At 54.8% G+C, this 22927-nt stretch carries 19 protein-coding genes, 1 pseudogene and 1 other annotated feature; of the genes and pseudogenes, 8 read left to right on the top strand and 12 right to left on the bottom strand.

The features are described from left to right. The first annotated feature begins 101 nt into the window (after positions 1–101). Positions 102–1073 carry an aldo/keto reductase gene (locus FPZ49_RS16040; protein WP_144848445.1) on the top strand — a complete coding sequence of 324 codons (972 nt, stop codon included), beginning with the start codon at positions 102–104 and terminating at the stop codon, positions 1071–1073. A gap of 177 nt (positions 1074–1250) precedes the next feature. Here the strand turns inward: FPZ49_RS16040 and FPZ49_RS16045 are convergent, their stop codons facing one another. From FPZ49_RS16045 to FPZ49_RS16080, 8 genes and pseudogenes are all read right to left on the bottom strand, one after another. Further along, entirely contained in the window at positions 1251–1820 is a 570-nt protein-coding gene (locus FPZ49_RS16045) for a GerAB/ArcD/ProY family transporter (RefSeq protein WP_261381446.1), read from the bottom strand. Next, the gene (locus FPZ49_RS16050) at positions 1777–2343 is read right to left on the bottom strand and encodes a GerAB/ArcD/ProY family transporter (protein ID WP_144848449.1); all 567 of its coding nucleotides are present in this window, start codon (positions 2341–2343) and stop codon (positions 1777–1779) included. Before FPZ49_RS16050 ends, FPZ49_RS16045 begins: the two co-directional genes overlap by 44 nt. 21 nt (positions 2344–2364) lie before the next feature. After that, complete coding sequence (locus tag FPZ49_RS16055; protein WP_144848451.1) at positions 2365–2592, bottom strand: hypothetical protein; 228 nt, start codon at positions 2590–2592, stop codon at positions 2365–2367. Between the two features lie 6 nt (positions 2593–2598). Further along, positions 2599–3789 carry a Ger(x)C family spore germination protein gene (locus FPZ49_RS16060; RefSeq protein WP_144848453.1) on the bottom strand — a complete coding sequence of 397 codons (1191 nt, stop codon included), beginning with the start codon at positions 3787–3789 and terminating at the stop codon, positions 2599–2601. After that, positions 3786–4812 (bottom strand): annotated as a pseudogene (locus FPZ49_RS16065) (spore germination protein); the annotation flags it as partial. The gene FPZ49_RS16060 and the pseudogene FPZ49_RS16065, both read right to left, overlap by 4 nt. A gap of 148 nt (positions 4813–4960) precedes the next feature. Then, a complete protein-coding gene (gene asd, locus FPZ49_RS16070; RefSeq protein ID WP_144848455.1) occupies positions 4961–6046 on the bottom strand; it encodes an aspartate-semialdehyde dehydrogenase in 1086 nt (361 codons plus the stop codon). A 136-nt stretch (positions 6047–6182) separates the two neighbouring features. Beyond that, positions 6183–6447, bottom strand: a binding site (T-box leader). An 84-nt stretch (positions 6448–6531) separates the two neighbouring features. Further along, positions 6532–7401, bottom strand: a complete 870-nt coding sequence (locus tag FPZ49_RS16075) for an SDR family oxidoreductase (protein ID WP_144848457.1) — start codon at positions 7399–7401, stop codon at positions 6532–6534. Between the two features lie 107 nt (positions 7402–7508). Continuing rightward, complete coding sequence (locus tag FPZ49_RS16080) at positions 7509–7925, bottom strand: Rrf2 family transcriptional regulator (RefSeq protein ID WP_144848459.1); 417 nt, start codon at positions 7923–7925, stop codon at positions 7509–7511. Positions 7926–8100: 175 nt separating this feature from the next. Between FPZ49_RS16080 and FPZ49_RS16085 the strand changes: the two genes are divergently transcribed. Beyond that, positions 8101–8580: a C40 family peptidase gene (locus FPZ49_RS16085; protein ID WP_144848461.1), complete on the top strand. Its 480-nt coding sequence runs from the start codon at positions 8101–8103 to the stop codon at positions 8578–8580. 36 nt (positions 8581–8616) lie between these two features. Here FPZ49_RS16085 and FPZ49_RS16090 read toward each other — a convergent pair whose 3' ends face one another. Next, positions 8617–8844, bottom strand: coding sequence for a hypothetical protein (locus FPZ49_RS16090; RefSeq protein ID WP_144848463.1), 228 nt, complete (start codon positions 8842–8844; stop codon positions 8617–8619). 30 nt (positions 8845–8874) lie between these two features. Further along, complete coding sequence (locus tag FPZ49_RS16095) at positions 8875–9366, bottom strand: cysteine dioxygenase (protein ID WP_144848465.1); 492 nt, start codon at positions 9364–9366, stop codon at positions 8875–8877. Between the two features lie 270 nt (positions 9367–9636). Between FPZ49_RS16095 and FPZ49_RS16100 the strand changes: the two genes are divergently transcribed. The 3 genes from FPZ49_RS16100 to FPZ49_RS16110 all read left to right on the top strand — a co-directional run bounded on the left by FPZ49_RS16100 (position 9637) and on the right by FPZ49_RS16110 (position 13293). Then, positions 9637–10329 (top strand): response regulator transcription factor, encoded by a 693-nt coding sequence (locus FPZ49_RS16100; RefSeq protein WP_144848467.1) that lies wholly within the window; start codon positions 9637–9639, stop codon positions 10327–10329. Beyond that, positions 10322–12202, top strand: coding sequence for a sensor histidine kinase (locus tag FPZ49_RS16105; RefSeq protein ID WP_261381441.1), 1881 nt, complete (start codon positions 10322–10324; stop codon positions 12200–12202). Before FPZ49_RS16100 ends, FPZ49_RS16105 begins: the two co-directional genes overlap by 8 nt. A gap of 293 nt (positions 12203–12495) precedes the next feature. Then, positions 12496–13293, top strand: a complete 798-nt coding sequence (locus FPZ49_RS16110) for an HAD-IIA family hydrolase (protein ID WP_144848469.1) — start codon at positions 12496–12498, stop codon at positions 13291–13293. Between the two features lie 9 nt (positions 13294–13302). Here FPZ49_RS16110 and FPZ49_RS16115 read toward each other — a convergent pair whose 3' ends face one another. Further along, a complete protein-coding gene (locus tag FPZ49_RS16115) occupies positions 13303–14187 on the bottom strand; it encodes a DinB family protein (RefSeq protein ID WP_261381442.1) in 885 nt (294 codons plus the stop codon). Between the two features lie 399 nt (positions 14188–14586). Further along, entirely contained in the window at positions 14587–19245 is a 4659-nt protein-coding gene (locus tag FPZ49_RS16120) for a DEAD/DEAH box helicase (RefSeq protein ID WP_144848471.1), read from the bottom strand. 146 nt (positions 19246–19391) lie between these two features. On the opposite strand from FPZ49_RS16120, the gene FPZ49_RS16125 reads away from it, so the two are divergent. From FPZ49_RS16125 to FPZ49_RS16135, 3 genes are all read left to right on the top strand, one after another. Beyond that, complete coding sequence (locus FPZ49_RS16125; protein ID WP_144848473.1) at positions 19392–20153, top strand: MerR family transcriptional regulator; 762 nt, start codon at positions 19392–19394, stop codon at positions 20151–20153. Positions 20154–20432: 279 nt separating this feature from the next. Next, on the top strand, positions 20433–20879 hold the full coding sequence (locus tag FPZ49_RS16130; RefSeq protein ID WP_144848475.1) for a MarR family winged helix-turn-helix transcriptional regulator: 447 nt from the start codon (positions 20433–20435) through the stop codon (positions 20877–20879). 98 nt (positions 20880–20977) lie between these two features. Next, positions 20978–22651: an MDR family MFS transporter gene (locus FPZ49_RS16135; protein WP_144848478.1), complete on the top strand. Its 1674-nt coding sequence runs from the start codon at positions 20978–20980 to the stop codon at positions 22649–22651. Positions 22652–22927: the final 276 nt, after the last annotated feature.

Here is a 22927-nt window from a genome sequence, read left to right on the forward strand (position 1 = left end):
CTAAGCGTGATTTTGAATTGACGAACCAAATTTTGTCGGGTAATCTAAAATCATTCCTACCTTCATTAGAAAATATTGGGGAACAAAGAGAGGAACTGATTATGTCTAATCCATTGCTGTCCCTTCGGCCGCTTGCTAATACCGGCCTGATGGTCTCGCCGCTTTGCGTAGGTGCTGCCCCGCTCGGAGACATGCCAGAAACGTTCGGCTTCGGCGTACCGGAAGATATCGCATTGGCTACTGTCCGTGCTGCTTTTGCAAGCGATATCAATTTTCTTGATACGGCTGCTGCCTACGGTGATGGCGAAAGCGAACGCCGCATCGGCAAGATCGTTCGAGAGAACGGCGGACTACCGCAGGGCTATGTGCTCGCTACCAAAGCAGACCGCTGCTTAAAGACAGGCGACTTCAGCGGAGAGCAAATCAAGCGCTCCATCGAAGGCAGTCTCGAGCGTCTCGGTCTGGATCACCTGCAATATGTGTATATCCATGATCCGGAGCACACCACATTTGATAATGTGATGGGACCCGGCGGCCCGCTTGAAGTGCTGAAAAGCTTCAAAGAGCAAGGCGTCATCGGGCACATTGGCATGTCCGGCGGCCCGGTTGACATGCTCATCCGCTACATCGAAACCGGCGAGTTCAGCGCGGTGGAAACGCATAACCGGTACACGCTGCTCAATCGCTCTGCCGATCCGCTGCTCGATGTCGCAAACCGCTTAGGCGTTGCCGTCATCAACGCTGCTCCATACGGCAGCGGCATGCTGGCGAAAGGGCCGGATGCCTCTACCCGCTATGCTTATAGCGAAGCCCCCCCGCTCCTAATCGAACGCGCTAAAGCTTATGCCAAGGTGTGCCAAGACTTCCATGTGCCACTCGCTGCAGCAGCGCTTCAATTCTCGATGCGCGATCCGCGCGTCACGAGCACCGTCGTCGGCATGACCAAGCCGGAACGTGTCGCCCAAACGCTCGAGCTCGCGAGCTTCCCGATTCCAGCCGAGCTGTGGACAGCGATTGAGGGCATTGGGTTTGATACGGACGATCCAGAAGCAAGCCGCTGGGCTGAGAAATAAGGAATACGATCGAAAAGACCGCCACTCGAGGCGGTTTTTTTGCCGTTATTCATTGAGACGGTGAAAAGAAACGCTTGGATCAGCATCGGAATCTTAATTGTGCCCTGCTGCTTGTTCATGCTCCCCCTCTAGTGATCTTCATAAATAAAGTGCTTTAATCGTTCCCATACATGAAAATCATGTTTCCAATTTGGCCTTTACCAATCCCGTAAACCAAAAAATGAGCGGCAGCAAGATCCCTAACACAAAGGCGTAAGGCCGCCAGTATTCCCTGAAATCGGTATAGTAGACAACGTCCGGCCATATGATGATCGAGAGCGGCAGCGCAATCAAAGTGAGCGGTATGACGAGCGTGCGGTAGTCTTGCATAGCGAATGCTTCGGCGAAGCCGGAAGCGGAAACATACATCAATAAGGTTAACCGAAAAAAAATCGTAATGAACCAAATGATCCCCATGATCGCTTCAACCCGCTCAAATACGTTGCCGATGTTGATCGTGCTGGCCAAATAGTAGGTCGGATACACAATATCCTTCGTAAGTCCCCCGCCTAGATCAAGAATGGACACACACGTAACGACAAAAATGGCCGTTCCGCTCAATACCGTGCTTTTATAAAATAAGCTTGCCACCTTGGGATTTTTATTGATTTTCGTAACTAAAAAGCAGAAAAAAAACGTTTCGATAAAGGGGAATGTCCAAAGATCAGCCGTTGCCCGCAGGACGGGCTTGAAGCCGTTTGCAAGCACGGGCAGCAAGCGGTCCCACTGATAATCCGGAAAATAACCCGAAACTAAACAAGAGCAGCAGGATAAAAACAAACGGAACCAGCAGCTCCGCCGCTCTCCCCAATGCTTCAAGCCCCCAACGCATTCCAAGCATCACGGCAATCATATAGACCATCAAAACAGCAGGCATCGGCGTCTTGATCAGAATGGAGCCCGCTAAAAAATCGCCTATATTCCGCATTGCCATAACAAAATTCAAATAGGGATACAGGATCGCGTAAATCAGCAAAATCAGTATGCCGCCCCATCTCCCATAAAGACTGGCGAGATATTGGCCTACTGTTCGGCCGTTCATTTGTTTTACGATGGCGATAAACATCGGGAGCGTTAACACGTCTACGACGACCGTCAGAATGACGGCCATCCATGCATCTTGTCCCGCGGATACGGCCAATTTGGAAGGCACGATGAGAATCGCGCTGCCTACATAGCTCATGCTGCACCAAATCGTGGCTTGCCGCAAGCTGATCCGTTCTTCGTTCATCCCGTTTCTCCTTTCTCTTCCCTACTCCAGCAAGCGATTTAACCAGTCCGCCATCGGTTTCACAGCCCATTTGATTGCAGCGAGCGGACTCTCCGTAAGCATGCGGCTGTTCAGTAGAATGAAGAGGAGCACGGCCACGGACAGCAGGGCGAATAACACCCAGAAATCGCGAGTATGACCGCTTTTGCGAAGGCTGGGGCCGTCAGCCATGATGGAATAGCATGCAATTCCTAATACAATGTATACCAAGCGGATTCATTCCTTTTTTCCGATTTGATTAACCGTTCTCCCGGTTTGCTTCAGTTTGACATCCGCGTGAACTCTGACGGAAAGCTTGCGAAACATGTTGTCCCAGTCCGACCTCCACTCCTTCCACTGGCGGGGGTAATGGCGGTAGAAGGCTTCCCCGAAACCGAAAATATCCGAGCCATATTTTTCTTGCACCCCGCTGATGCCCTCATGGATGACGTCTTCAAAATGTATCTCCGCCGCCTTCTCAAGCTCTAGAACCGTCCTTTCCTTGGTCAAATCCGCTTTGCATTCAACTTCACGTATATTCCCTTCTACATGCTCGGTTACGGTTATAATGGGACAACCGGCTTCGATCAAAGGTTTGACAGAGGGCGTCACCCTTGTCACTAATATGGAAAACATTCCGCCTCCTCGCGGACACTTCGTGGTTTTGACCGTGCGTACCACTTTATTATTGATGTAGTTGTATGCCTTGCTTTCGTTTTCGTTCAGCCATCCGAGCATCCGATCCTTTCGAAAAATAGCCAAGTTATCGTACCGATATTCCGCTAAGTTCGTAATTTGTTTTACAGCATCCAGGCTTCGAGCCTTGTCGACGTCACCCTGCAGCGTAACGGCGGTCAGCACCGGTTCCCTGCCTTCGCTTCTTAATGTCCGCAAAAGATCTATCAATCGAATGGCTGCCGTCGGTGCCCAGAGCCGTTCGGATATTTTTAGCGACTTATAAAAATCCATGGCTGGAATGATTTCGAATGGCGTAATCATGGACAATACAGCTTGGGCGGAATAACCTTTGGCAACAACGAGATAAAAATCCGGCCGCATTTCGAAGTTGCGGAATATAAAATCAAGTGAATCGGTCAAGCCTGCTTTGGCGGCTTGTTCGCTAATCACAGCGAATCGCATATGCGACCCATAGGATTCGCGCGGCAGTTTCGCCGTTAATTTTGCGAGTATTTCATTGATCGATGTACCGGTAGAAGCATAAGTAATAACCGGCGACCGTTCTCCTGCACGATTTCTTCCCATTTGGGAAGGGTCGATCGTTTGAACAGTTACGGTATATCCTTGCTCCGACTTATCGATCCCTCCCGCCAAGGTAATACCGAGCTCGTTTAATTCCCGGTGATCCCAGCAGCCGCTAAGGAGAAGCGAAACCATGATGAGCAGCACGAAAATAGACATGGATTTCATTTTGTTCTTCTCCCTAAAGCCCAATGCGGGAGTCGAAAGATGGCGTCGCTTTGCTGTTCGGCGCGATAAGGTCCGAACGGAGTCATATAGGGTACCCCCATCGATTTGGTTTTGCACATGTACACTGTCAGCACGATCCAGCCGGCAGTAATGCCGTAAATCCCGAAAGAGGAGGCGAGCACCATGAATCCGAACCTTAATATCCGCAGAGCAATGGCAAAATTGTATGCCGGTATGACGAAGCTCGAGATCGCCGTAATCGAGACGATGATCACCATCCCGCAGATACGATGCTGGCTTCGACGGCAGCTTGTCCGATCACAATCGTGCCGACGATGGAAACGGCCTACCCGATCGTCCTTGGCATGCGGATGCCCGCTTCGCGCAAAATTTCCAATGCGACTTCCATAATCAGAGCTTCAACAAGAGCAGGGAACGGAACGCCTTCTCTTTGCGCCGTAAGACTCAGCAAGAGCGGGGTGGGGATCATTTCCTGATTGATGGTCGTAATAGCAATATATAGAGATGGAGCAAACGTTGTCAGAAAAATGGAAAGAATCCGCAGCATTCGGATGAGCGTACTGAATAGTGCAGGTTGATAGTGATCTTCGGCAGCCTGAATAAAATCAATAAATAGCGCGGGCACAAGCAGAACGAACGGCGTGCCGTCGACGAGCACGGCGATTTTCCCTTCGAGCAGCCCTGCGGCGACGGCCGAATTCGGCTCAGAACCTGTTCCACCATTTTCACGTCTGCAAATCCGTGCAAATACATCACCGCTACGCTTGTTCGCGTGACGGAGCCGACCTGAAGCGTCGTCATCCACAGCCTCGGGTCTTTGATACGACGGCGAATCAGGGTGGTGTTCGTTCGAATCGTTTCTAAAAAGGCTTCCTGCGGTCCGCGAACGACGGTTTGCGTTTGGGAATCGGATACCCCTCTGTCTTCCAAGCCGGATAGCGAAAGTGAGATGCATGCTGCGGAGCCGTCGATAAGCAGAAGCAAATTCCCGGAAAGAACCGCTTGTAATCCTACTTAACAGCTGTGAAAATGAAGCCGTTCCTTGGTAAAATCATTTGGACAGCACTTTCAAACGGCCATGCAAAAACAGCAAGTCCCCGAATGATCGGGAAGCTTGCTGCTCATCTGTTTCCATCTATTAAAATGAATGTTACTTCGCTTGAATGTAGCCTTCCGCTTTCAGCAGCTCGGCGATCAACACAGCTCCACCTGCTGCGCCGCGCAAGGTGTTATGCGACAGCCCTACGAATTTGAAATCGTAAACCGAATCCTCGCGCAAGCGGCCGATCGACACGCCCATCCCGTTCTCGATGTCCCGATCCAGCTTCGTCTGAGGCCGGTTTTCTTCTTCAAAGTAGGTGATGAACTGCTTCGGTGCGCTTGGCAGCTCCAGCTCCTGCGGGCGTCCCTTGAATTGCTGCCAGCGAGCAAGGATGTCTTCCTTGGACGGCTTATTTTCAAACGAGACGAATACGGTAGCCAAGTGGCCGTCCGTTACCGGAACACGAATACATTGCGTGGTGATGACCGGCGAGCTGGCCTTCACAATCGCATTGTCTTCGACGCGGCCCCAGATGCGCAGCGGCTCCTGCTCGCTCTTCTCTTCCTCGCCGCCGATATAAGGGATCACGTTGTCCAGCATATCCGGCCAGTCGGTGAAGTTTTTACCGGCACCGGAGATCGCTTGATACGTCGATGCCACGACCGTCGTCGGCTTGTAATCGAGCAGAGCGTGAAGGGCAGGCACATAGCTCTGGATGGAGCAGTTCGGCTTCACCGCGATAAATCCTTTTGTCGTGCCCAGACGCTTACGCTGAGCCGCAATGACTTCCATATGCTCCGGGTTAATTTCCGGAATGATCATCGGGATGTCCGGTGTCCAGCGATGAGCCGAGTTGTTGGAGATGACCGGCGTTTCCGTTTTGGCGTAAGCCTCTTCGAGCGCTTTGATCTCATCCTTCTGCATATCTACAGCACAAAAAATAAAGTCGACGCCTGCAGCTACTTCTTCCACTTTGGAAGCATCTTGAACCACGATTTGTTTTACATTCTCAGGAATCGGGGTGGACAGCTTCCATCTATTTTTTACTGCTTCTTCATATGTTTTGCCAGCCGAGCCGGCGCTAGCTGCAATCGCTGTAACCTCAAACCAAGGGTGACCATTGAGCAGCTCCACAAAGCGCTGACCCACCATCCCTGTTCCACCAACAATACCAGCCTTCAGTTTGTTTGCCATCCTTATTCAAATCCTCTCATGAACTATTAATGTACGAAAAGTCCCTCTCAATTAACTATTCAAACGGTTTGATTCGGTGTGCCCATGTTGCTTGCTCTTGATGAAAATAAAAAAATCCCACCCCCAAGACGTTAGTCTCAGGGACGAGATTGGATTTTCTCGTGGTACCACCCAGATTCGCCGCCGATGTCGCCATCGCAGCCTCTTCGAGTACGGCATGAGAAGGCTCATGCTTATACCCTAGCTCTATAACAGGAGCTCCTGTTACACCATCCCCTTACGTAAGGTTCCGATGTACTGCTCAGAGTCTTTTTTCAATAAAGAATGCTTTACTCCTTTCCAGCTAACGGAGCTCTCTGTAAAAGAATTCATTTATTTACTCGTCTCATCACCGCATTTGATATTGTCACTATATTATCAAATCCGCCCCGTCGTGGCAATGAAACTTTTTAAAATTTGTAAAAGTGGATACCGCGCGCACACCGTTAGTTTTGGGAAATGCTGTTCACGAGTTCAGCCAGAGCCTCTTGGATGGGCGCAAGCGGACGACCGAGCAGTGCTTCAAAGTCGCTCTCTTCGATCGCAAGGCTGCCTTCCCGAATGCCCTTCTGAATTTCAACTAGAAAAGGAATGATAAATTCCGGTACGCCGGCGCCCTTCATAATTTCGGCGTAGGTCGCGTTATCGACCTGCTGCACTTGGACTTCCTTGCCTAGTACAGCGCCCACAGCCGATGCGATTTCATCCTGTGTCAGTAGCTTGCCCGACAGCTCATAAATGGTATTCTCGTGACCATTCCCCGTGAGGACGGCGGCTGCCGCTTCGGCATAATCCTGCCGCGTGGCCCAGCCTACTTTGCCGGCTCCAGCTGCTGTTACCCAAGGGAATCCAGCCATCACGCCTTGGATGCTGGAGGCTTCATTTTCCAGATACCAGTTGTTGCGTAAGAAGGAGTATGGAATGCCCGTTTCGATGATCGCCGCTTCCGTGGTGCGGTGAACCGGTGCAAGGAAATTCGTACTGTCCTGGGCATTAGCCAAGCTGGTGTAAGCGATAAATTTCACCCCTGCACGCTGAGCAGCCGCTACCGCATTACGGTGCTGTCGAATCCGGGTTTCGTTATCTCCATCGGCAGAAATAATTAAAATGCGGTCGATCCCTGCAAATGCAGCATCCAAGGTTTCAGGACGGTCAAAATCGCCTTGGCGCACGTCCACTCCGCGAGCCCGCAAGCCCTCCGCTTTCTCCGGGCTACGAACACTGACTGCGACTTGATCCGCCGGTATGGACTGCAGCAGCACCTCCACAACCTTCGATCCCAATTTTCCTGTCGCGCCTGTAATTAATAATTTCATGTTTTGTTCCTCCCAAAATGAGTTGTAATATATACAGTTATAACAATGGTGGTTACAACAAGCGTAAAAATAAAAGCTCACTAATTTCTATTACTAGGAGCTCTCATTTATTCAAACCTTTCGATCAGCCGGCTCAGCGTCGTCTGGGCTAGTCTGTGTTCCATGGCGGATTGCGCCTCCGACAGCTCGGATTGAAGCGCCGATTCAATATTGCGTCCGACAGGGCACTGCACATTCGGACCTTCGTGAACCCGGAATAATTGGTTATCTTCAATGACGTCGACGGCCCGGTACACATCCAGAAGCGTAATGTCCTCCGGTGCTTTGAGCAATGAGGCGCCTCCCACTCCGGGACGTACCTCGACTAGGCCTGCTTTCTTCAGCATCCCCATAATTCTTCGAATCACCACAGGATTCGTATTGACGCTGCCTGCGATGTAGTCTCCTGTACATTCCCTGGGACTCACCGCGATCAGGGATAAAGTATGAACCGCAATCGAAAATCGCGTACTAATCTGTTTCATGTCATTGCACCACCGTTGTAACCATTATAGTTACTACTCTTAAGGAAGTCAACTCTGAATGGTAAGTTATGCAACCTAACCCAAAAATGGACTAGGGACATCCTGGCTGAAATCATGCTAAGGTATCCCTACGGTGTTTATTTTATACATTTTTGTTGTTAGGAGGATAAAACGAATGAAAAAAACGCTCAAAGCGTCGTTGATCGCAGCTACTATGATGGTGACATCAGCCGGAGTCATGGGGGCATTCCCACATCCTACGGAGGCGGCGGCCAGCACGTCTACGGCAACGAAGATCGTTTCCACAGCAAAAACGTACATCGGAAAAGTGAAGTATAAATACAGCACTCGTGATCCGCAGCATCTGACGTTTGACTGCTCGTCCTTCACGGAATTCGTATTCGCAAAACAAGGTATTGATCTTCCTTGGGGCTCTAAGGCGCAAGCGAAGGTAGGAACCTTTGTTAGTAAAGCGAATCTGAAGCCGGGCGATTTAGTCTTCTTCAGCGTCGGCACGCCGGGGCGGATCGACCATGTCGGCGTTTACGTCGGCAACAATCAATTTATCAGCAATACCAAGAGCTCTGGAGTCGTGATCAACCCGATGAATTCGGGCTATTGGAAAAATCGCTACATCACCGGACGTCGTGTGTAATCGCTGTTAGCACTTGTGGCAGGATTCTTCGAAATCTCATCCCCAATATGGCCAACCAGCAACGGCACTATGCCGCCTCTGTGGTTCAACGAGACTATCCTTTTCCGAGCTTCCGGCCGTCTCGTTGGACAAGCTACATAACCGGATGGATATCATTGCTTCCCTCGGAGACACCGAGTCCGCCAGTCCGATGGAATTGACCGCGGCGGAGCCGGAGTCTCCGAGAGAGAAGCCGGCTTTCCCCGGGTCGAACTTCTCTCCCATGACAAGCCCCTCTAAACATTCCACTTCCTTTTAAATCACGTAATCCAGTACCTGCTCATAAGGAAAGTACGTTTTGACTCCGCTTAGCTGTGGGGTATAGATATGAAGCGAAATGGCGCGGCTCTCGCTGGTGTTGCAGAGCTGGTGGATCATTTTTTTCGGTACGGTGTAGAAGCCTCCGGATTCCACCTGCGTTTCGCCGCAGTAAATCGGATAGCCGTAGCTGTCCAGCCGGTAAATGCGGTTTGCGAACGCCCCCTCCACCACCATCGCACAGCCGATCGAAAAGCCGTGATCATGAATGTACGTCTCCTGACCCGCAGGCAAATGAATCAAGACGGCCTCAGCATCCCCCGACCGGTAAATCACGCTCCGCCCGTACGGCAGCGCTCCGGGCTCGGCTATATAGGAAGCAACCTTTTCTATCGTCAGCTCAAGAGATTCGATGATCGCTCTAAGCTCTTTCAGCGACGGCCTTCTTGTTTCCTGCAGCAGCCATTCCAGCCTTTGTGTCCATTCCATTCCTAAGTCCTCCTACCTACGTCGCTTCCTCCATCGGATCGCAGCCGCAGCATCAATTTTTCTTAACGTTTTGATAAGTTTTACTTATAAATCAATCGTGAGCTAACTTTCTTTACTTCCTATGTATTCCTCTGGGCGCACTGCGGTGCCTGTCCATCTGTAAATTGGTCGAATGCTAGATTAAGAATGTTTTAAGATTTATGCCTTCTGTTTATTAAGATTTCGAGGCTATACTAAGCACATAACTTTTGAGAGTAGGAGGAGACGGCGATGGCTGAGCACACCATTCTGCTGGTAGATGATGAGAAGGATATCATTGATCTGCTGGAGATTTACTTAAAAAATGAAGGCTACCGCCTGCTGCGGGCGAGTAATGGCCTAGAGGCGCTAAGCGTGCTGCAAAAAGAGCACGTCGATCTGATCGTCCTCGACATCATGATGCCCAAGATGGACGGGATCGAAGCCTGCCTGAAAATCCGCGAGCAGCAAAACATGCCGATCATTATGCTGTCTGCGAAAAGTCAGGACATGGACAAAATTCTAGGCTTAAGCACGGGGGCGGACGATTACATGAGCAAGCCGTTTAATCCGCTCGAGCTGATGGCGCGCATCAAGTCGCAGCTGCGGCGGTATACCCGGCTCAACGTGCCGCAGCCGAGCAAGGAGCACGAGATCGAGGTGGACGAGCTGACGATCAACACCTTGTCGCACGAAGTGAAGGTGGATGGGCGGGAGGTTAAGCTGACCCCTCGTGAATTTGCGATTCTGGAGCTGCTGGCCCGGAGCCGCGGCACGGTTTTTAGCATCGAGAAGCTGTATGAGAGCGTTTGGAAGGAAGCTTATTTTGACTCGGACAACACCGTGATGGTGCACATCCGCAAAATCCGCGAGAAGATCGAGGACAATCCGCGAAAGCCGAAGTTTATTAAAACCGTCTGGGGAGTGGGATATAAAGTTGAGTAAAATAGAAAAGCAAGGGGGACAAGAGCAGCAAGTGATCGTGGTGCGGCCGCAGCGCAAGCCATGGTCTGAACGGTTCCCGTTCCGGTGGTTTCCGTTTACGATGCTGCGCAGCCTCATTCTGTTCACGGGAGAGGTTTATCAGCTGGCAAGGGAGCAGGTGAAGCGAAGTCTGCGGCTGCAGCTGATTTTGACGTTCGCGTTCTGCCTCTTGGCCTACTATATTTCGCATGGCATCGCTTCGTCCCTCATCGGGAACATCAACAAGGGAACGATTATTGATTATTCCCAGGGCCGCGAACGCATTGACTATGATGCTCGCGATTTGGTGCGCATCCTGGATCCGCAGAATACAGAGTACAACACGGATGATTCCGGCGATTCTGGGGAAGTCGGTGCTCCGCCTCCGGTGCCGCCTGTGCATGCTGTGCCCGCTCCACCAGTACCATCTGTGCCGGAGGCTGGCGTGCAGCAGGGTGGGACGACGAGTGGGGCAGCGGTGGAGACTCCGGGTGCTCCAAGTGCAGCGGCGAATGGGACGGCAGGTGCGCCGGCGAATGGGACACCGAGTGGAACGCCAAGTGGAACGCCAGCTGTACCAGGTACGCCGGCAGCACCGCAAAAGGGGACGGACGCCCAAGCCGTGCAGCGGAAGCGTCAGCAAGAGGAAGCACGCCAGCGCGACTTTATGAACACGGTTACCCGGATGACGCAGTTTGAGAAATACAAGATTTTGATCACGGATCTGGAGGGCAAGGTGGTCTATCGCAATGCTAACGCTCATGAGACGCTCGTAGACGTGCATAGTGTGATCCGCAACGCCATGGAGCCGCGCAATGAAAACAGCGATGTACGCACGGAATTTTCGAGCTTTTATCCCATCACGTATAATAATCAGAAATCATACTTAATCGTATCCGGTATTCCACAGCCAAGAATCACCTACCAGAAAGGTGAAAGCCCTCTCTCCTATGTGCTGGCGCTCGCTGTGTTCATTTTCTTGTTCTATTATTTGACAAAAAGAAAAATGCGCTACATCGAGGAGCTGGCCTCCGGTTTGCGCGTCGTTTCTACGGGGAATCTGGATCACCGGGTCGTGGTGCGATCGCAGGACGAGTTAGGGGAGCTGGCCATCAACATGAATGCCATGGTCAGCGAGCTGCAGCGCACGATCGAAGAGGAGCGTCGCGCAGAGCGGCTGAAGAACGAGCTGGTGACCAATGTGTCGCATGATTTGCGTACGCCGCTGACCTTGATCATGGGCTATCTCCGCCTGCTGCACGACAAAAACTATGAGACGCCGGAGCAGGCCGCCTCATATGCAAGCATCGCCTACAGCAAGTCTGAAAAGCTGAAGTCACTCATCGACGATCTGTTCGAATATACGAAGCTGTCGAATCAGGATGTTCCTTTGAATAAGCGCGGGGTCGTGATCAATGAGGTGCTGGAGCAGCTGCTGGAGGAATATGTGTCGCTCAGCGAAGAGCAGCAGCTGACGCTCGTCCGCAGCCTTCCGCCGGAGCGGCTCACGGTCCGCATCGACGTGGATCAGATGATTCGTGTATTCGAGAATCTGCTTAGCAACGCTATCAAGTACAGCTTGAAGCCCGGCACAATTACCGTCCTGATGACGCATGACCGCACCCATGTGCTCATCCGCATTAGCAATCAAGCGGACAATCTGACTCCAGACGAGCTGGAGCAGCTGTTCGACCGGTTTTATCGCGTGGATCAAGCGCGTACTTCCGATTTCGGAGGCTCCGGCCTTGGCCTGGCGATTGCACGCAGCATCGTCGAATCCCACGAGGGAAGCATCTGGGCTGAGTCGGAGGACGGGCAAATCCATTTTTACGTGAAGCTGAAGCTGGCATCTTAGGATGCTGGCTTTTTTGCTAGTCTATATCAAAGTAAACCGTGCCTTGCAGCTGCTCCAGCTCCTGCGACAGCATGGGCTAGCACCGCAGCCCCGCCCAATGCACAAAAAAGTCTTGACGGGCGCCCATCCCCCTACGGTATGCTCATAACGGGATTGCACCACCGGAGACCGAGTCATGCCCCGGAGCCATAATGATGCAAATGCTTCAACCGGTGCACCGCGTGCCTTGGAATCATGTGGGATGGATCCGAGAAAGATACTTTCATATTTCGTATTTCTAGGGGGATTTTGTTATGCCTGGCTTTTTACTCGATTTGGATGGCACGCTCTATAGCGGGGACCGTCCGATTCCATATGCGGCGGAGTTTATCCAATGGCTGCGGGACAAGCAGTATCCGTTCTTGTTTTTGACCAACAACTCTTCCCGGACCCCGGAGCAGGTGGCGGCCCACCTGGTCCACACGGGCATCGAAGCAAAGGCGGATGAAGTGCTGACCTCCTCGCAGGCTGCCGCCTTGTATATGAAGGATGCCGGGTTAGCCGGCGGACCGGTGTTCTGTATCGGCGAAACCGGGCTGCGCCAAGCGCTTGCGGAAGCCGGCTTCGAGCTGCTCCCTGAGGACGCTCCTGCTGAGCAGGCCGCCGTTGCCGTCGTGCAGGGCATCGACCGGTCGTTCACCTACAGCAAGCTGATGTCGGCTGTCCGACATGTCCGGCGCGGTGCGACGTTTGTGCTGACCAACCCGGACCATTTGCTGCCGTGGAACGGCGAGCTGACGCCTGGGGCAGGCTCGATTGCTGCGTCGATCGAGCGCTCCAGCGAGACGGCTCCGGTCGTCATCGGCAAGCCGTCGCCGATCATCATGCGCTTTGCGATCGCGAAGCTGGGACTTGCGGCTAGTGACATATGGGCCGTCGGCGACAACCTGAACACCGACATCCGCGGCGGCGTCGATGCCGGCTGCCGCTCCGCGCTGGTGTTGACCGGGCTCGCGGACGAGAGCAACTACGCCGAGCAGATTGAGCGTACCGGTGTGCAGCCGGAGGTCGTGTGCAAGCATTTGATGGAGCTGGCTGCGCACATCGGGTAGGGGGTAGGGCTACCGTCCGTGAAGCTCGCGGATTTCACGGATTCTTCGGATGTGGACGTTGGCGTGGCCGGCCATCATTTTGATCAGGCGCGCCGCCGTTTCGGTACGGCCGCCGGCGATCACGCTGCGCTGCAGCGCCCCCGAAGGCATGTGCTCGCACAGGCTGAGGACGTGCTCGCGCAGCAGGCGGAACATCGCGGCCTCCGCCCGGATCGGCCGCGCCGCATACCGCATGGCTTCCGCCCATGCGTCTTGGTCCAAGGCGTGGCCGGTGTAGACGCGCCCCTCCACCGGCTCCGCCAGTATAAACTTGAGCTTGTGCAGCGCCACCAGCTCCAGATCCACCACATGGAGCACCTGCTGGCGGATGCTCCATGTGCCTGGCGCCCGGGCCAGGTCAAGCCAGGGCTCCTCCAGCCCCGCGAGCGCGGCCTCGAGCCCTGCCGGCCCCGCCGCGAACACCTCCAGCGTTTCCTCCTCCGTCGGAAACAGCTCCACCCAATACGCCGCGCGGTACCCTTGCGGCGTATGCACCGTCACCGTGCGCCAGCAGCACGGTTCCGTCTCTACTTCGCAGCGGCCGCCTTCGGCAAGGGCCCGCTGCTGCAGCTGCGCCAGCGCCCCGGGGTCCCCCGGCGCCGGCAAATAAAACCGGCCGGCGGCCTCCACGACGTGGCCGCCCGGCGCTGTTAAGCGGCGCTCCGTGTGCGCCGCCAGCCCTTCGCCGGCTAGCAGGGCGCAGCCGGCGTCAGGCACCTGCAGCAGCGCGTAGCGCTCGGCTGCGTGGATCTCGCGGGGCTCCCAGCCGAGCCCCCGCGTGTAAAACCCCAGTGCCGTCGCCACCTCCGGCACCCTCAGCACCAGCTTCGCTCGATTCGCTTCCATAGCTTCCATTCGCTTACCGCCTCCCCTAAACTCGCTCGTCCCGCTTCGACTTCACTGGATCTCACTCGATCCACTCCCATGTCTCCCCCGCACCGCTGGACCTTGCTCTTTCCACTCCCGATCGTCACCAATAGCTGCTTAACAAGCACCTAATCACGTCTATATGGCCTCACTTCTGAAAATAACTGCTCTTGCAGCTGCTAAGGAGTGCATTGAGGCGCTGACTCAGATTCAACGCCGAATAGCTGCTCGAATATCACTTATTAGCCCAATCTAGTTCAGCACGCCCCAATAGTTACTCCAAACGCACTTATTTCCCGCCGCCAGCAGCGCCCAGCGAAAGCCCCCTTGGTTCATCGACCCTCCGCTCTCGCTTGCTACGCGCACCCTGCCAATCACACTCCCAACTCACAACAAACTGCTCGGCCAAATCACAAACGATTGCCGATCCGCCTCCGCCCCCAGTCGCACGAACACTTCCGCTGCCGAGGACTCCCGCACCGGAACGCCGTTCCAGCGGTCCACGATGAGCTTTCTCACACCCGGCATCCGAAGCTGCGCCTGCACGACCGCTTTGAGGACTGTGCATAGCTCGTCCGGCGAGAGCCACTCCGCTTCCTCCACACCGGCCAGCTCATGCAGGGTGTACATGCGCTTGCCGCCATTCTCCACCCACAGCAGCCATCGGCCGCCACGGATGACCAGCTCATTGCCTGATTTTCGCGCAAACGTCACACCGGTGCCCGGCAAGGATGGCCATTGCACCGAAAAGCCGAACGGATTCGCCGGATCGGTAGAAGGCAGCAGCACTACGCGTGAAGCGTCTGCATCCCATCCTTGCGGATGGCGCAGGGCCTCCACTAGCTGCGGCGTGGAAAATTGCAGCGTCGGCACATCCTCCACCCACAATCCGCGCGTGAGCATGCCCCACTGTTCCAGCTGTTTGAGCGTAGCGTATACCTCATCCCACGACCAAGGCAAATGTGCGGCAGCGATCTCTTTGGTGAGCATGCCAAAGCTCCCCAGTAAATGCTTGACCCAAGCCGCAAGAGACGCACGAGCGTCATAGTCGTCCTCGGCTAAAGCTCGAAGCGCGTACCATCGGCCAAGTCCCGATTGAAAGCCTGCGGACTTGCTTCGGCTTGCACCTGCGGCTCTGCCATAGCTCGATCTCGCCCCTTCGCTGCCTGCTTTCGCTCCAGCCCCAAGGCTCGCTCTCTTCCCTTTTCCCGCTGCGCTCCCACCATGCATCCGAAGCGGAGCAAATTGATCGCACGACACCAGCCCCTCCCAAGCCAGGCCGATCAAGTCGGATGTCAGCTCGGACGGCAGCCGATCCGTGTCGCGGCTGAGCGCCGTCAAGAAGCTCGCCCCCTTCCGCTCGAGCAGCCCCAGCACCTTCATTTTCTCCCGCTCTGCGCTTAGCGATTGCTGCTCTACTTTATCTCCCTTCGCCTTCTGCGACCAATCCTCGCCCATCTCCAGCGAAGGCAGCAGCGGAGCGTACAGCTCCTTCGCCTCCGCCAAAAAGAATGCGACGCGTCCCTCCCGCTCATCGGCTTCCTTGCGGCCGACCCAGAGCACATCCCCGGCAGCGCATAGCCGGTCAAGCGTCTCTTTGCGGTAATCGCTCAGCCGCAAAGGAAACACCGAGCCTTCCCATTGGGACAAGGGAAGGAATAAGCCCTGCAGCGTCGCAATCACCTTGCGCAGCCCCTCTTCCTCGCTCAGCCGGTCAGCGCCGCTTACGTGCTGCAGCTGCAAGAGGCGGCTGCAGTAGCGGGCCGGGTTTACCGGCGCGGCTCTGCCCTGCAGCTCAGCGACGCGGCTTCGGACCCGACGGGCGGCGGCGCGCGCGCTGAGCCAGCCCGGCACCTCCAGCGTCAGCGGAGACGGCTCTATTCGCCTCTCCGCAGCCCACACCTCCAACAGCGGGGCGACCAACGCGCGCTCCAGTCCGTACCTTGCACACAGCGTCGCAGCGGTAAAATCCATCCCCCGCTCCATAAACCGCGTCAATACAAACCGCACCGCCATTGGATCGGCAGGCAAGGCGGCATAAGTCTCCGCCTCGTCCCTGACAATCCAGCGCTCCTCGCCTCCCAGCTGCACGCTGCATAGCTTCCCTTCGCTAGTTGCCTGCGTCAGCCACTCCTCCGAAACGGCATCTCCGAACGCACCAGCCACCTCCGCTGAGCTCATCTCGCCTCGCCGCTTGAGATACCGAACCAGCCCCTCGCTCGACGTAATGGCAGCAGGACGCAAGTCTCCAACGGGCGCCTCCGAAGGTGCTGCCAGCTCTCCCGACAGACCCTCGCCCTCCTCCGTATATCCCCCTACCGCAGCCGCATCATCCGCATAGGCACCGAGCGCCGCCTCTGCATCCACTCCCGCACGGTACCCCAACAGCTCGCGCACCGCAGTCTCACCGAACAGCTTGCCCGCAAGCGAGCGGTCAAGCCCAATTAGCTGAGCCTGCAGGTCACGGCTGACCGCGTCGGATTCGTACATCTGCGCTTGAACGGCATCGGTGGTAAACTGGGCGGCAAACGGCGACGGATAACCGCTCTGCCGCAACACCACCGCAAGCTGCCCCGCTTCCATCTGTCGCAGCACGTCCTTGACATGCTCCGCGTCCAGCTCCTCCTGCAGACACAGCCGCATCGCTTCGCCGAGAAACGGAAACTGCTCTGCATACGGCAGCGACTCGCGAAGCAGCTCCTCACTGCGCAGCCGCTTCTGCCAGGACGGCATGCGGGTGAAGCTGCGAGAGAGCAGCAGCGACGTCTCTGCCAGCCGGCGGAAGGCCGCGCCAAACAAAGGCGATGTCGGCACAGCTTGCCGCAGCAGCGCTTCCAAGCGATCGGCCGTCACCTCGCGCAGCATCGGCAATAGCCGTGCCGCCGCATCGCCTGAGCCTCCGTCCGAGACCACAATGACAATGCCGTTATCCTTAGCACTCGTATACAGACGGTAGGGCAGCCTGCTCTCCAGCTCGGTCTGCACTGCCAGCAGCCAGGTTCGATTAAACGTCTTCCCGAAGAGGCTGTGAATGACCAAATGATGCTGCTTCAAGTCATCTTGAAACTGCTCGATCACGATTCGCCGATGCGTAGGAATGACCGAGACGGCCTTCTGCGAATGGATGAGCGTCACCAGCTCCTCGGCAGCGCTCCCATCCAGGTAGTACCCTGACATGAGCCAATCCATCGTCTCCTGACGCGGCTCCGTTTCCGTTCTGCAATCCAGCTCCTCCCAAAAGCGCCCCATCTCCGCCGAAAAGGCCACCGACCGACCTTGACCCTCCCCCCGCCAGAACGGAATCTCGCTAAAATGGCTCCCCGCCTCGACCACATACACCCGGTCGCTGCGGATCGATTGGATCTTCCAGGCGCCGGTACCCAATTGAAAAACGTCGCCCACGCGGCTCTCGTGAATGTATTCCTCATCCAGCTCGCCAAGATGAATCCGGCTGTCCGCGTGATGCACCGGATAAGCGCTGCCCTGCGGAATCGTGCCCGCCCCCATGATGGCCGCCATCGCGGTCGAGCTGCGGCGGGTAAGCAGCCCGGTGTCCCGATCCCAATCGAGCAGCGGACGCACGAAGGGATAAAATCCGGCCAGCACACGCAGCACCGCCTCGAGCCGCTCCCGCGGGAAGCCTTGGTAGCCGTAGCTGCGGCTCAACACCCCGTGCAGCCGCTCCAACGTCCAGTCCTCCGTCGCCACCATCGCGACGACCTGCTGGCACAGAACATCGAGGGACGCCCGCGGGATGCGGATGTCCTCGATGTCCCGTGCGGCGATGCTGCGCGCCAGCACGGCGCACTCCGGCAGCAGCCCCCGGCTGCGCGCCACGATGATGCCGCGGCTCTCGTCGCCGACGGCATGCCCGGCCCGGCCGATGCGCTGGATGCCTGCGGCCGCGCTTTTGGGCGAATCGATCTGGAGCACCAGATCGATATGGCCCACGTCGATGCCGAGCTCCAGCGACGAGGTCGCCACCAGGCAGCGCAGCTCCCCGGCTTTGAGCGCGCGCTCGACCTCGAGCCGCTGCTCGCGCGAGACGCTTCCGTGGTGCGACCTCGCCATCTCGTAGCCGGCATGCTCGTTCAGCCGCAGCGTCAGCCGCTCGCACAGCCTGCGGTTGTTGACGAAGACGAGCACCGACCGGCTGCCGCTCATCAGCTTCATGAGCTTATCTGTGAGCGGTGCCCAGACGGCCTCCTGCTTGTCCTGCGAAATGATCGTCTGCTCCGGCATCGTCACGCTGACCCGAAACGTTTTATCCATCCGGCTTTCAATAATCTCCACAGAACGCCGCATTAGCCGCCTTTCAGTCTCGCATTCAGCTTTGCCTTCCGCCCTGCCCTCACTCTCGCCGCCTTCCAGCTCCCAGCCCCCGAGAAACTCCGCCACCCGCTCGATCGGCTTTTGCGTAGCCGACACTCCGATCCGCCGGGGCGATGCTCCGCACAAGACTGTCAGCCGCTCCAATGTAACCGACAGGTGCAGCCCTCGTCGATCCGCCGCCAAATCATGAATTTCATCGATGATGGCATAGCGCACCGTCCGTAAAATTTCGCGCCCCTTCATCGAAGTCAGCATAATGTACAGTGACTCCGGCGTAATGACCAGCACATCCGGCGGCTGCCGCAGCATGGCGGCGCGTACGCGCTGCGGCGTATCGCCTGTCCGGACACCGACCGTCAGCCCAGGCCAAGCCGCCCCCTGCTCAGCTGCTGTTGACTCCAGCTGCCGCACGAATTCGACCACGTGATGATGAATATCGTTATTTAGCGCCTTAAGCGGCGTAATATACAGCAGCTTGACCCCGCGCCGCTCCGCCTCGGAGCCTGGCTGCAGCTTCGCTTCGAGCATTTCGTTCAAGCACGCAAGCAGCGCCGCAAGCGTTTTGCCTGAGCCTGTCGGGGCCGCAATCAGCGTATGAGCACCTGAGCGGATCGCTTTCCAAGCCCTTTTCTGAACGTCCGTCGGCGCACCGAACACCTCGCCGAACCACGTCGCCAGCAGCGGATGAAATGCCGCCAATTCCGGTTCGATCATGCGTGGCCTCTCCTTTTCCCACCAAATGTATGTTCGTTCCTTCTATTCTAGCATTTCCAAAATTTTGGTTCAAAGCCCCATGAATAACGGATTGACTGTGACGCTGCGTAATAGTTTATCTTAAATACAGGAGGTGATTTCCGGAAATGGCTTATACGGTAAAAGAAATTTCCAAAGCATCCGGCGTCAGCGTTCGGACGCTGCATTATTATGACGAGATCGGCCTTTTGAAGCCGGCATATTATGGAGACAACGGGTACCGCTTTTACGAGGAGGAGCAGCTGCTGCAGCTGCAGCAAATTTTATTTTTCCGGGAGCTGGAGTTTTCCCTGGATGAGATTCGAAATTTGCTGCAGCAAAGCGGCTTCGACCGGATCGAAGCGCTTCATTCACATAAGAAGCTGTTGAAGGACAAGGCGGCGCGGCTTGCGGCTCTGCTGCTGACGATCGACAAAACAATGGCGCACTTGAGAGGAGAAACGGATATGAGTAAAGAGGAGTTGTACTATGGATTTGATTTCGAGAAGCAGAAGGCCTACGAGCAGGAGCTGAAGGACCGGTACGGCGAAGGGGCAGAAAAAAGCATCCAAGAAAGCAAGCAGAACATGAAGGGCTGGGGCAAAAAAGAATTCGAGGATGTCCGAGCGCAGGTGGATGAAATCAACAAAGCGATGACCGTGGTACTCCGCAGTGGAGCCGCGCCAGACAGTGCGGAAACTCAGGCGATCATTCAAAAGCATTTTACTTGGTTGAACCACTTCTATGTCCCGACCAAAGAGGTATACGCCGGGCTGGGGCAGCTGTACTGCGATCATCCGGATTTTCGCAAGCTGTATGACGCCTACGATTCCGGTCTGGCCGAATATATGCGTGACGCGATGCAAGTATACGCCGACCGTAATCTATAGCTGCCCGCAATAAAAAAGCTGCATGGGGTCCATCCGACCGCCCCGCGCAGCTTTTTTCATTATTATAATGGACCTTGTTCCGCCCACGGCGCCCCATCTCCTTATGTACATGAAAACTCCCGCTCCTCCGAATCCTAACCCTTCGACGCTTCTTGCCACGCCCATATTTCCTCTTTCCTAATATAAGCATTAAACAGCACTTTACTTAAACAATAAAATAGTTTAGTATTAAATTATTAAATTATTGAAATATGTAAGTATTGAAGGAGTTGAACAACGATGACCTCGCCGGATGAAGCGATTGAGCGTTTTGAGCTGGCCTTTTTTTCATTATTTCGTAAATTGGGACCGGAGCTCGGCCTTCCGCCAGACCTCTCCATAACTGGGCCGCAGCTGATGATGCTGTACTCGATTATCAAAATGCAGCCCTGCCCGACCACCAAGCTGGCTCAGCAGCTGGAAGTGACGCCAAGCGCGATTACCGTGATGATTGACCGGCTGGTGAATCATGGCTACGTGGTTCGCAAAGCCGATGAGCACGACCGCCGCGTCGTCCTGCTGGAGGTTACGGAGCAAGGACATCAAGTGCTGCAGACGATCAAAGAGCTACGGACCCAAGCGGTAAAAACTTACTTATCCTATCTTGAGCCCGAGGAATTTGATTTATTCTTGAATATCTTTGAAAAAATTGCTCATAACATCAATAACACCAAGGTTGACAACTGATATTGTCGAAGCTCAATAGCAGTTGCAACAAGGTTGACAACTGATAGACAGCTGCTATCGACTAGACACAGATCAGTTGCAACAAGGAGGCTAAACTTATGGAACAGGCGCTAGAACGTAAACGTTTAGGTCGTACCGGAGGATCGGATGGCGGATCAGGCGGACCTGATGAAACGAAAGAAACAGCCAAGACCGGCAACGGTTTGTTAATATTCGGCTTGATTATCGCCATGCTGTTCGCAGCACTGGATGGCACGATCGTCGGTACGGCGATGCCGCGCATTGTCGGGGAGCTTGGGGGCTTAAGCTTAATGACGTGGCTCACCACGGCTTACATGCTGACTTCGACAACGGTGGTGCCGATAGCCGGTAAGCTGTCCGATATGCTCGGACGCCGGGCAGTGTATGTGACTGGATTGCTTGTCTTCATCATAGGCTCCGCACTTTGCGGCGCTTCCCAGACGATGGCTCAGCTGATTTGGTTCCGTGCCCTGCAAGGGATCGGCGGCGGAATCATGATGCCGATGGCGATGATTATTATCGGGGATATGTTCACAGGGAAAGAACGTGCGAAGTGGCAGGGGGCGTTCGGTGCGATTTTCGGCCTCTCCTCTGTCTTGGGACCTCAAGTTGGCGGTTGGATCGTCGATTCGTTGAACTGGCACTGGGTGTTCTATATTAACCTGCCGGTTGGGATTTTGGCGACCATCTTGATCGGTCTGGGCCTGAAAGGTCATAAATCCACCGGGCCGGTAAAATTCGACGTCGCGGGTATGGTGACCATGATTGTCGGTGTTGTCTCCTTGCTTCTGGCCCTCACGTTCGGAGGCTCTCAATACGCTTGGGGTTCATGGCAGATTATCGGACTGTTCGTGCTTGCCGTCGTTTCCTTGGTCGGCTTTGTCATGATCGAGGCGAGAACACCGGAACCGATTTTGCCGATTCACTTGTTTAAGCATCGCACCTTCACTTTGATCAATTTGATCGGGTTTCTAATGTCCATCGGGATGTTCGGCGCCATCATGTTCGTACCGCTCTTCATGCAAGGGATCGTCGGGATCAGCGCATCTGCATCCGGTACGGTCATGACGCCGCTCATGATCACCATGATCATCACGAGCATTATCGGGGGCCAAATTGTTCACAAAATCGGGGTCAAAACGCAAATGCTCATCGGGATGTTCGTAATGGCCGGCGGCTTTGTGCTGCTGACGACGCTGAATATGAACACAACCAAGCTGGCCGCGAGCGGCATGATGATGGTAATCGGGCTTGGCATGGGTCTTGTGATGTCTTTGCTGACCCTGGCGCTGCAAGAGAGCTTTCCGAAATCGGAGCTCGGCGTGGTCACCTCGTCCAGCCAGTTTTTCCGCCAGATCGGCGGTACGTTTGGGATGACTATCCTGGGCGTGATGATGAACAGCAAGTCGGATACGCTGCTCTCAACGAACTTGCTTCCAGTTCTAAAGCAGCTTCCAGCAGAAGCCAGCGGCGTGGTCGATCAAATTACGGAGACTGTGCATACAAATCCGCAAGCTCTATACTCGTCCCTGCTCAATCCGAAGGCGATGGCTCAATTCCCTAAAGCGCTGCTGGATCAAATGCTTCCGATCATTAAGCACGCCTTAATCGATTCACTTCATGCGGTGTTCTGGCTAGGTCTAGCCTTCGTACTGCTAGGCGCGATCGTTACTTTGTTCCTGGGCAAAATCAAGCTGTCCGCCCCTAAAAAGAAGGGTGAAGCAGATGAAGAGCCCGTCGCAGCCGTCTAAGCTGAATAAAAAATGCAAAAGGAGCCCCTTCAGGCCAATGTCATTTAGTTAAGGCATAGTGTCCAAAATCAAGAACAAGAGCAGGTTATCGAAAAGATAGCCCGCTCTTTTTTTGCGCAAAAATGCGAAATAGGTATTGACAAGCAGTTAAAAAAATGTGGCGAAGCCCCTTGAAAAACGAGGAGGTTTTGTCATTGGAATTGTACGCGAGCTCTTTAAAAGAAACGCTGACATCCCTTATTCGAGAGATGTCAGTGGCACCCGAACTTTATGTTA

It is taken from the genome of Paenibacillus cremeus, assembly GCF_007786445.1.
GTDB lineage: Bacteria > Bacillota > Bacilli > Paenibacillales > NBRC-103111 > Paenibacillus_G > Paenibacillus_G cremeus.

Bases quoted from the DNA above. Each gene is read 5' to 3' on its own strand.
- FPZ49_RS16125 (WP_144848473.1), top strand. From the start codon at position 19,392: ATGGCTTATACGGTAAAAGAAATTTCCAAAGCATCCGGCGTCAGCGTT.
- FPZ49_RS16130 (WP_144848475.1), top strand. From the start codon at position 20,433: ATGACCTCGCCGGATGAAGCGATTGAGCGTTTTGAGCTGGCCTTTTTT.
- FPZ49_RS16095 (WP_144848465.1), bottom strand. From the start codon at position 9,366: ATGGAATGGACACAAAGGCTGGAATGGCTGCTGCAGGAAACAAGAAGG.
- FPZ49_RS16085 (WP_144848461.1), top strand. From the start codon at position 8,101: ATGAAAAAAACGCTCAAAGCGTCGTTGATCGCAGCTACTATGATGGTG.
- FPZ49_RS16110 (WP_144848469.1), top strand. From the start codon at position 12,496: ATGCCTGGCTTTTTACTCGATTTGGATGGCACGCTCTATAGCGGGGAC.
- FPZ49_RS16050 (WP_144848449.1), bottom strand. From the start codon at position 2,343: ATGAACGAAGAACGGATCAGCTTGCGGCAAGCCACGATTTGGTGCAGC.
- asd (WP_144848455.1), bottom strand. From the start codon at position 6,046: ATGGCAAACAAACTGAAGGCTGGTATTGTTGGTGGAACAGGGATGGTG.
- FPZ49_RS16080 (WP_144848459.1), bottom strand. From the start codon at position 7,925: ATGAAACAGATTAGTACGCGATTTTCGATTGCGGTTCATACTTTATCC.
- FPZ49_RS16120 (WP_144848471.1), bottom strand. From the start codon at position 19,245: ATGATCGAACCGGAATTGGCGGCATTTCATCCGCTGCTGGCGACGTGG.
- FPZ49_RS16075 (WP_144848457.1), bottom strand. From the start codon at position 7,401: ATGAAATTATTAATTACAGGCGCGACAGGAAAATTGGGATCGAAGGTT.
- FPZ49_RS16040 (WP_144848445.1), top strand. From the start codon at position 102: ATGTCTAATCCATTGCTGTCCCTTCGGCCGCTTGCTAATACCGGCCTG.
- FPZ49_RS16090 (WP_144848463.1), bottom strand. From the start codon at position 8,844: ATGGGAGAGAAGTTCGACCCGGGGAAAGCCGGCTTCTCTCTCGGAGAC.
- FPZ49_RS16060 (WP_144848453.1), bottom strand. From the start codon at position 3,789: ATGAAATCCATGTCTATTTTCGTGCTGCTCATCATGGTTTCGCTTCTC.
- FPZ49_RS16100 (WP_144848467.1), top strand. From the start codon at position 9,637: ATGGCTGAGCACACCATTCTGCTGGTAGATGATGAGAAGGATATCATT.
- FPZ49_RS16135 (WP_144848478.1), top strand. From the start codon at position 20,978: ATGGAACAGGCGCTAGAACGTAAACGTTTAGGTCGTACCGGAGGATCG.
- FPZ49_RS16115 (WP_261381442.1), bottom strand. From the start codon at position 14,187: ATGGAAGCTATGGAAGCGAATCGAGCGAAGCTGGTGCTGAGGGTGCCG.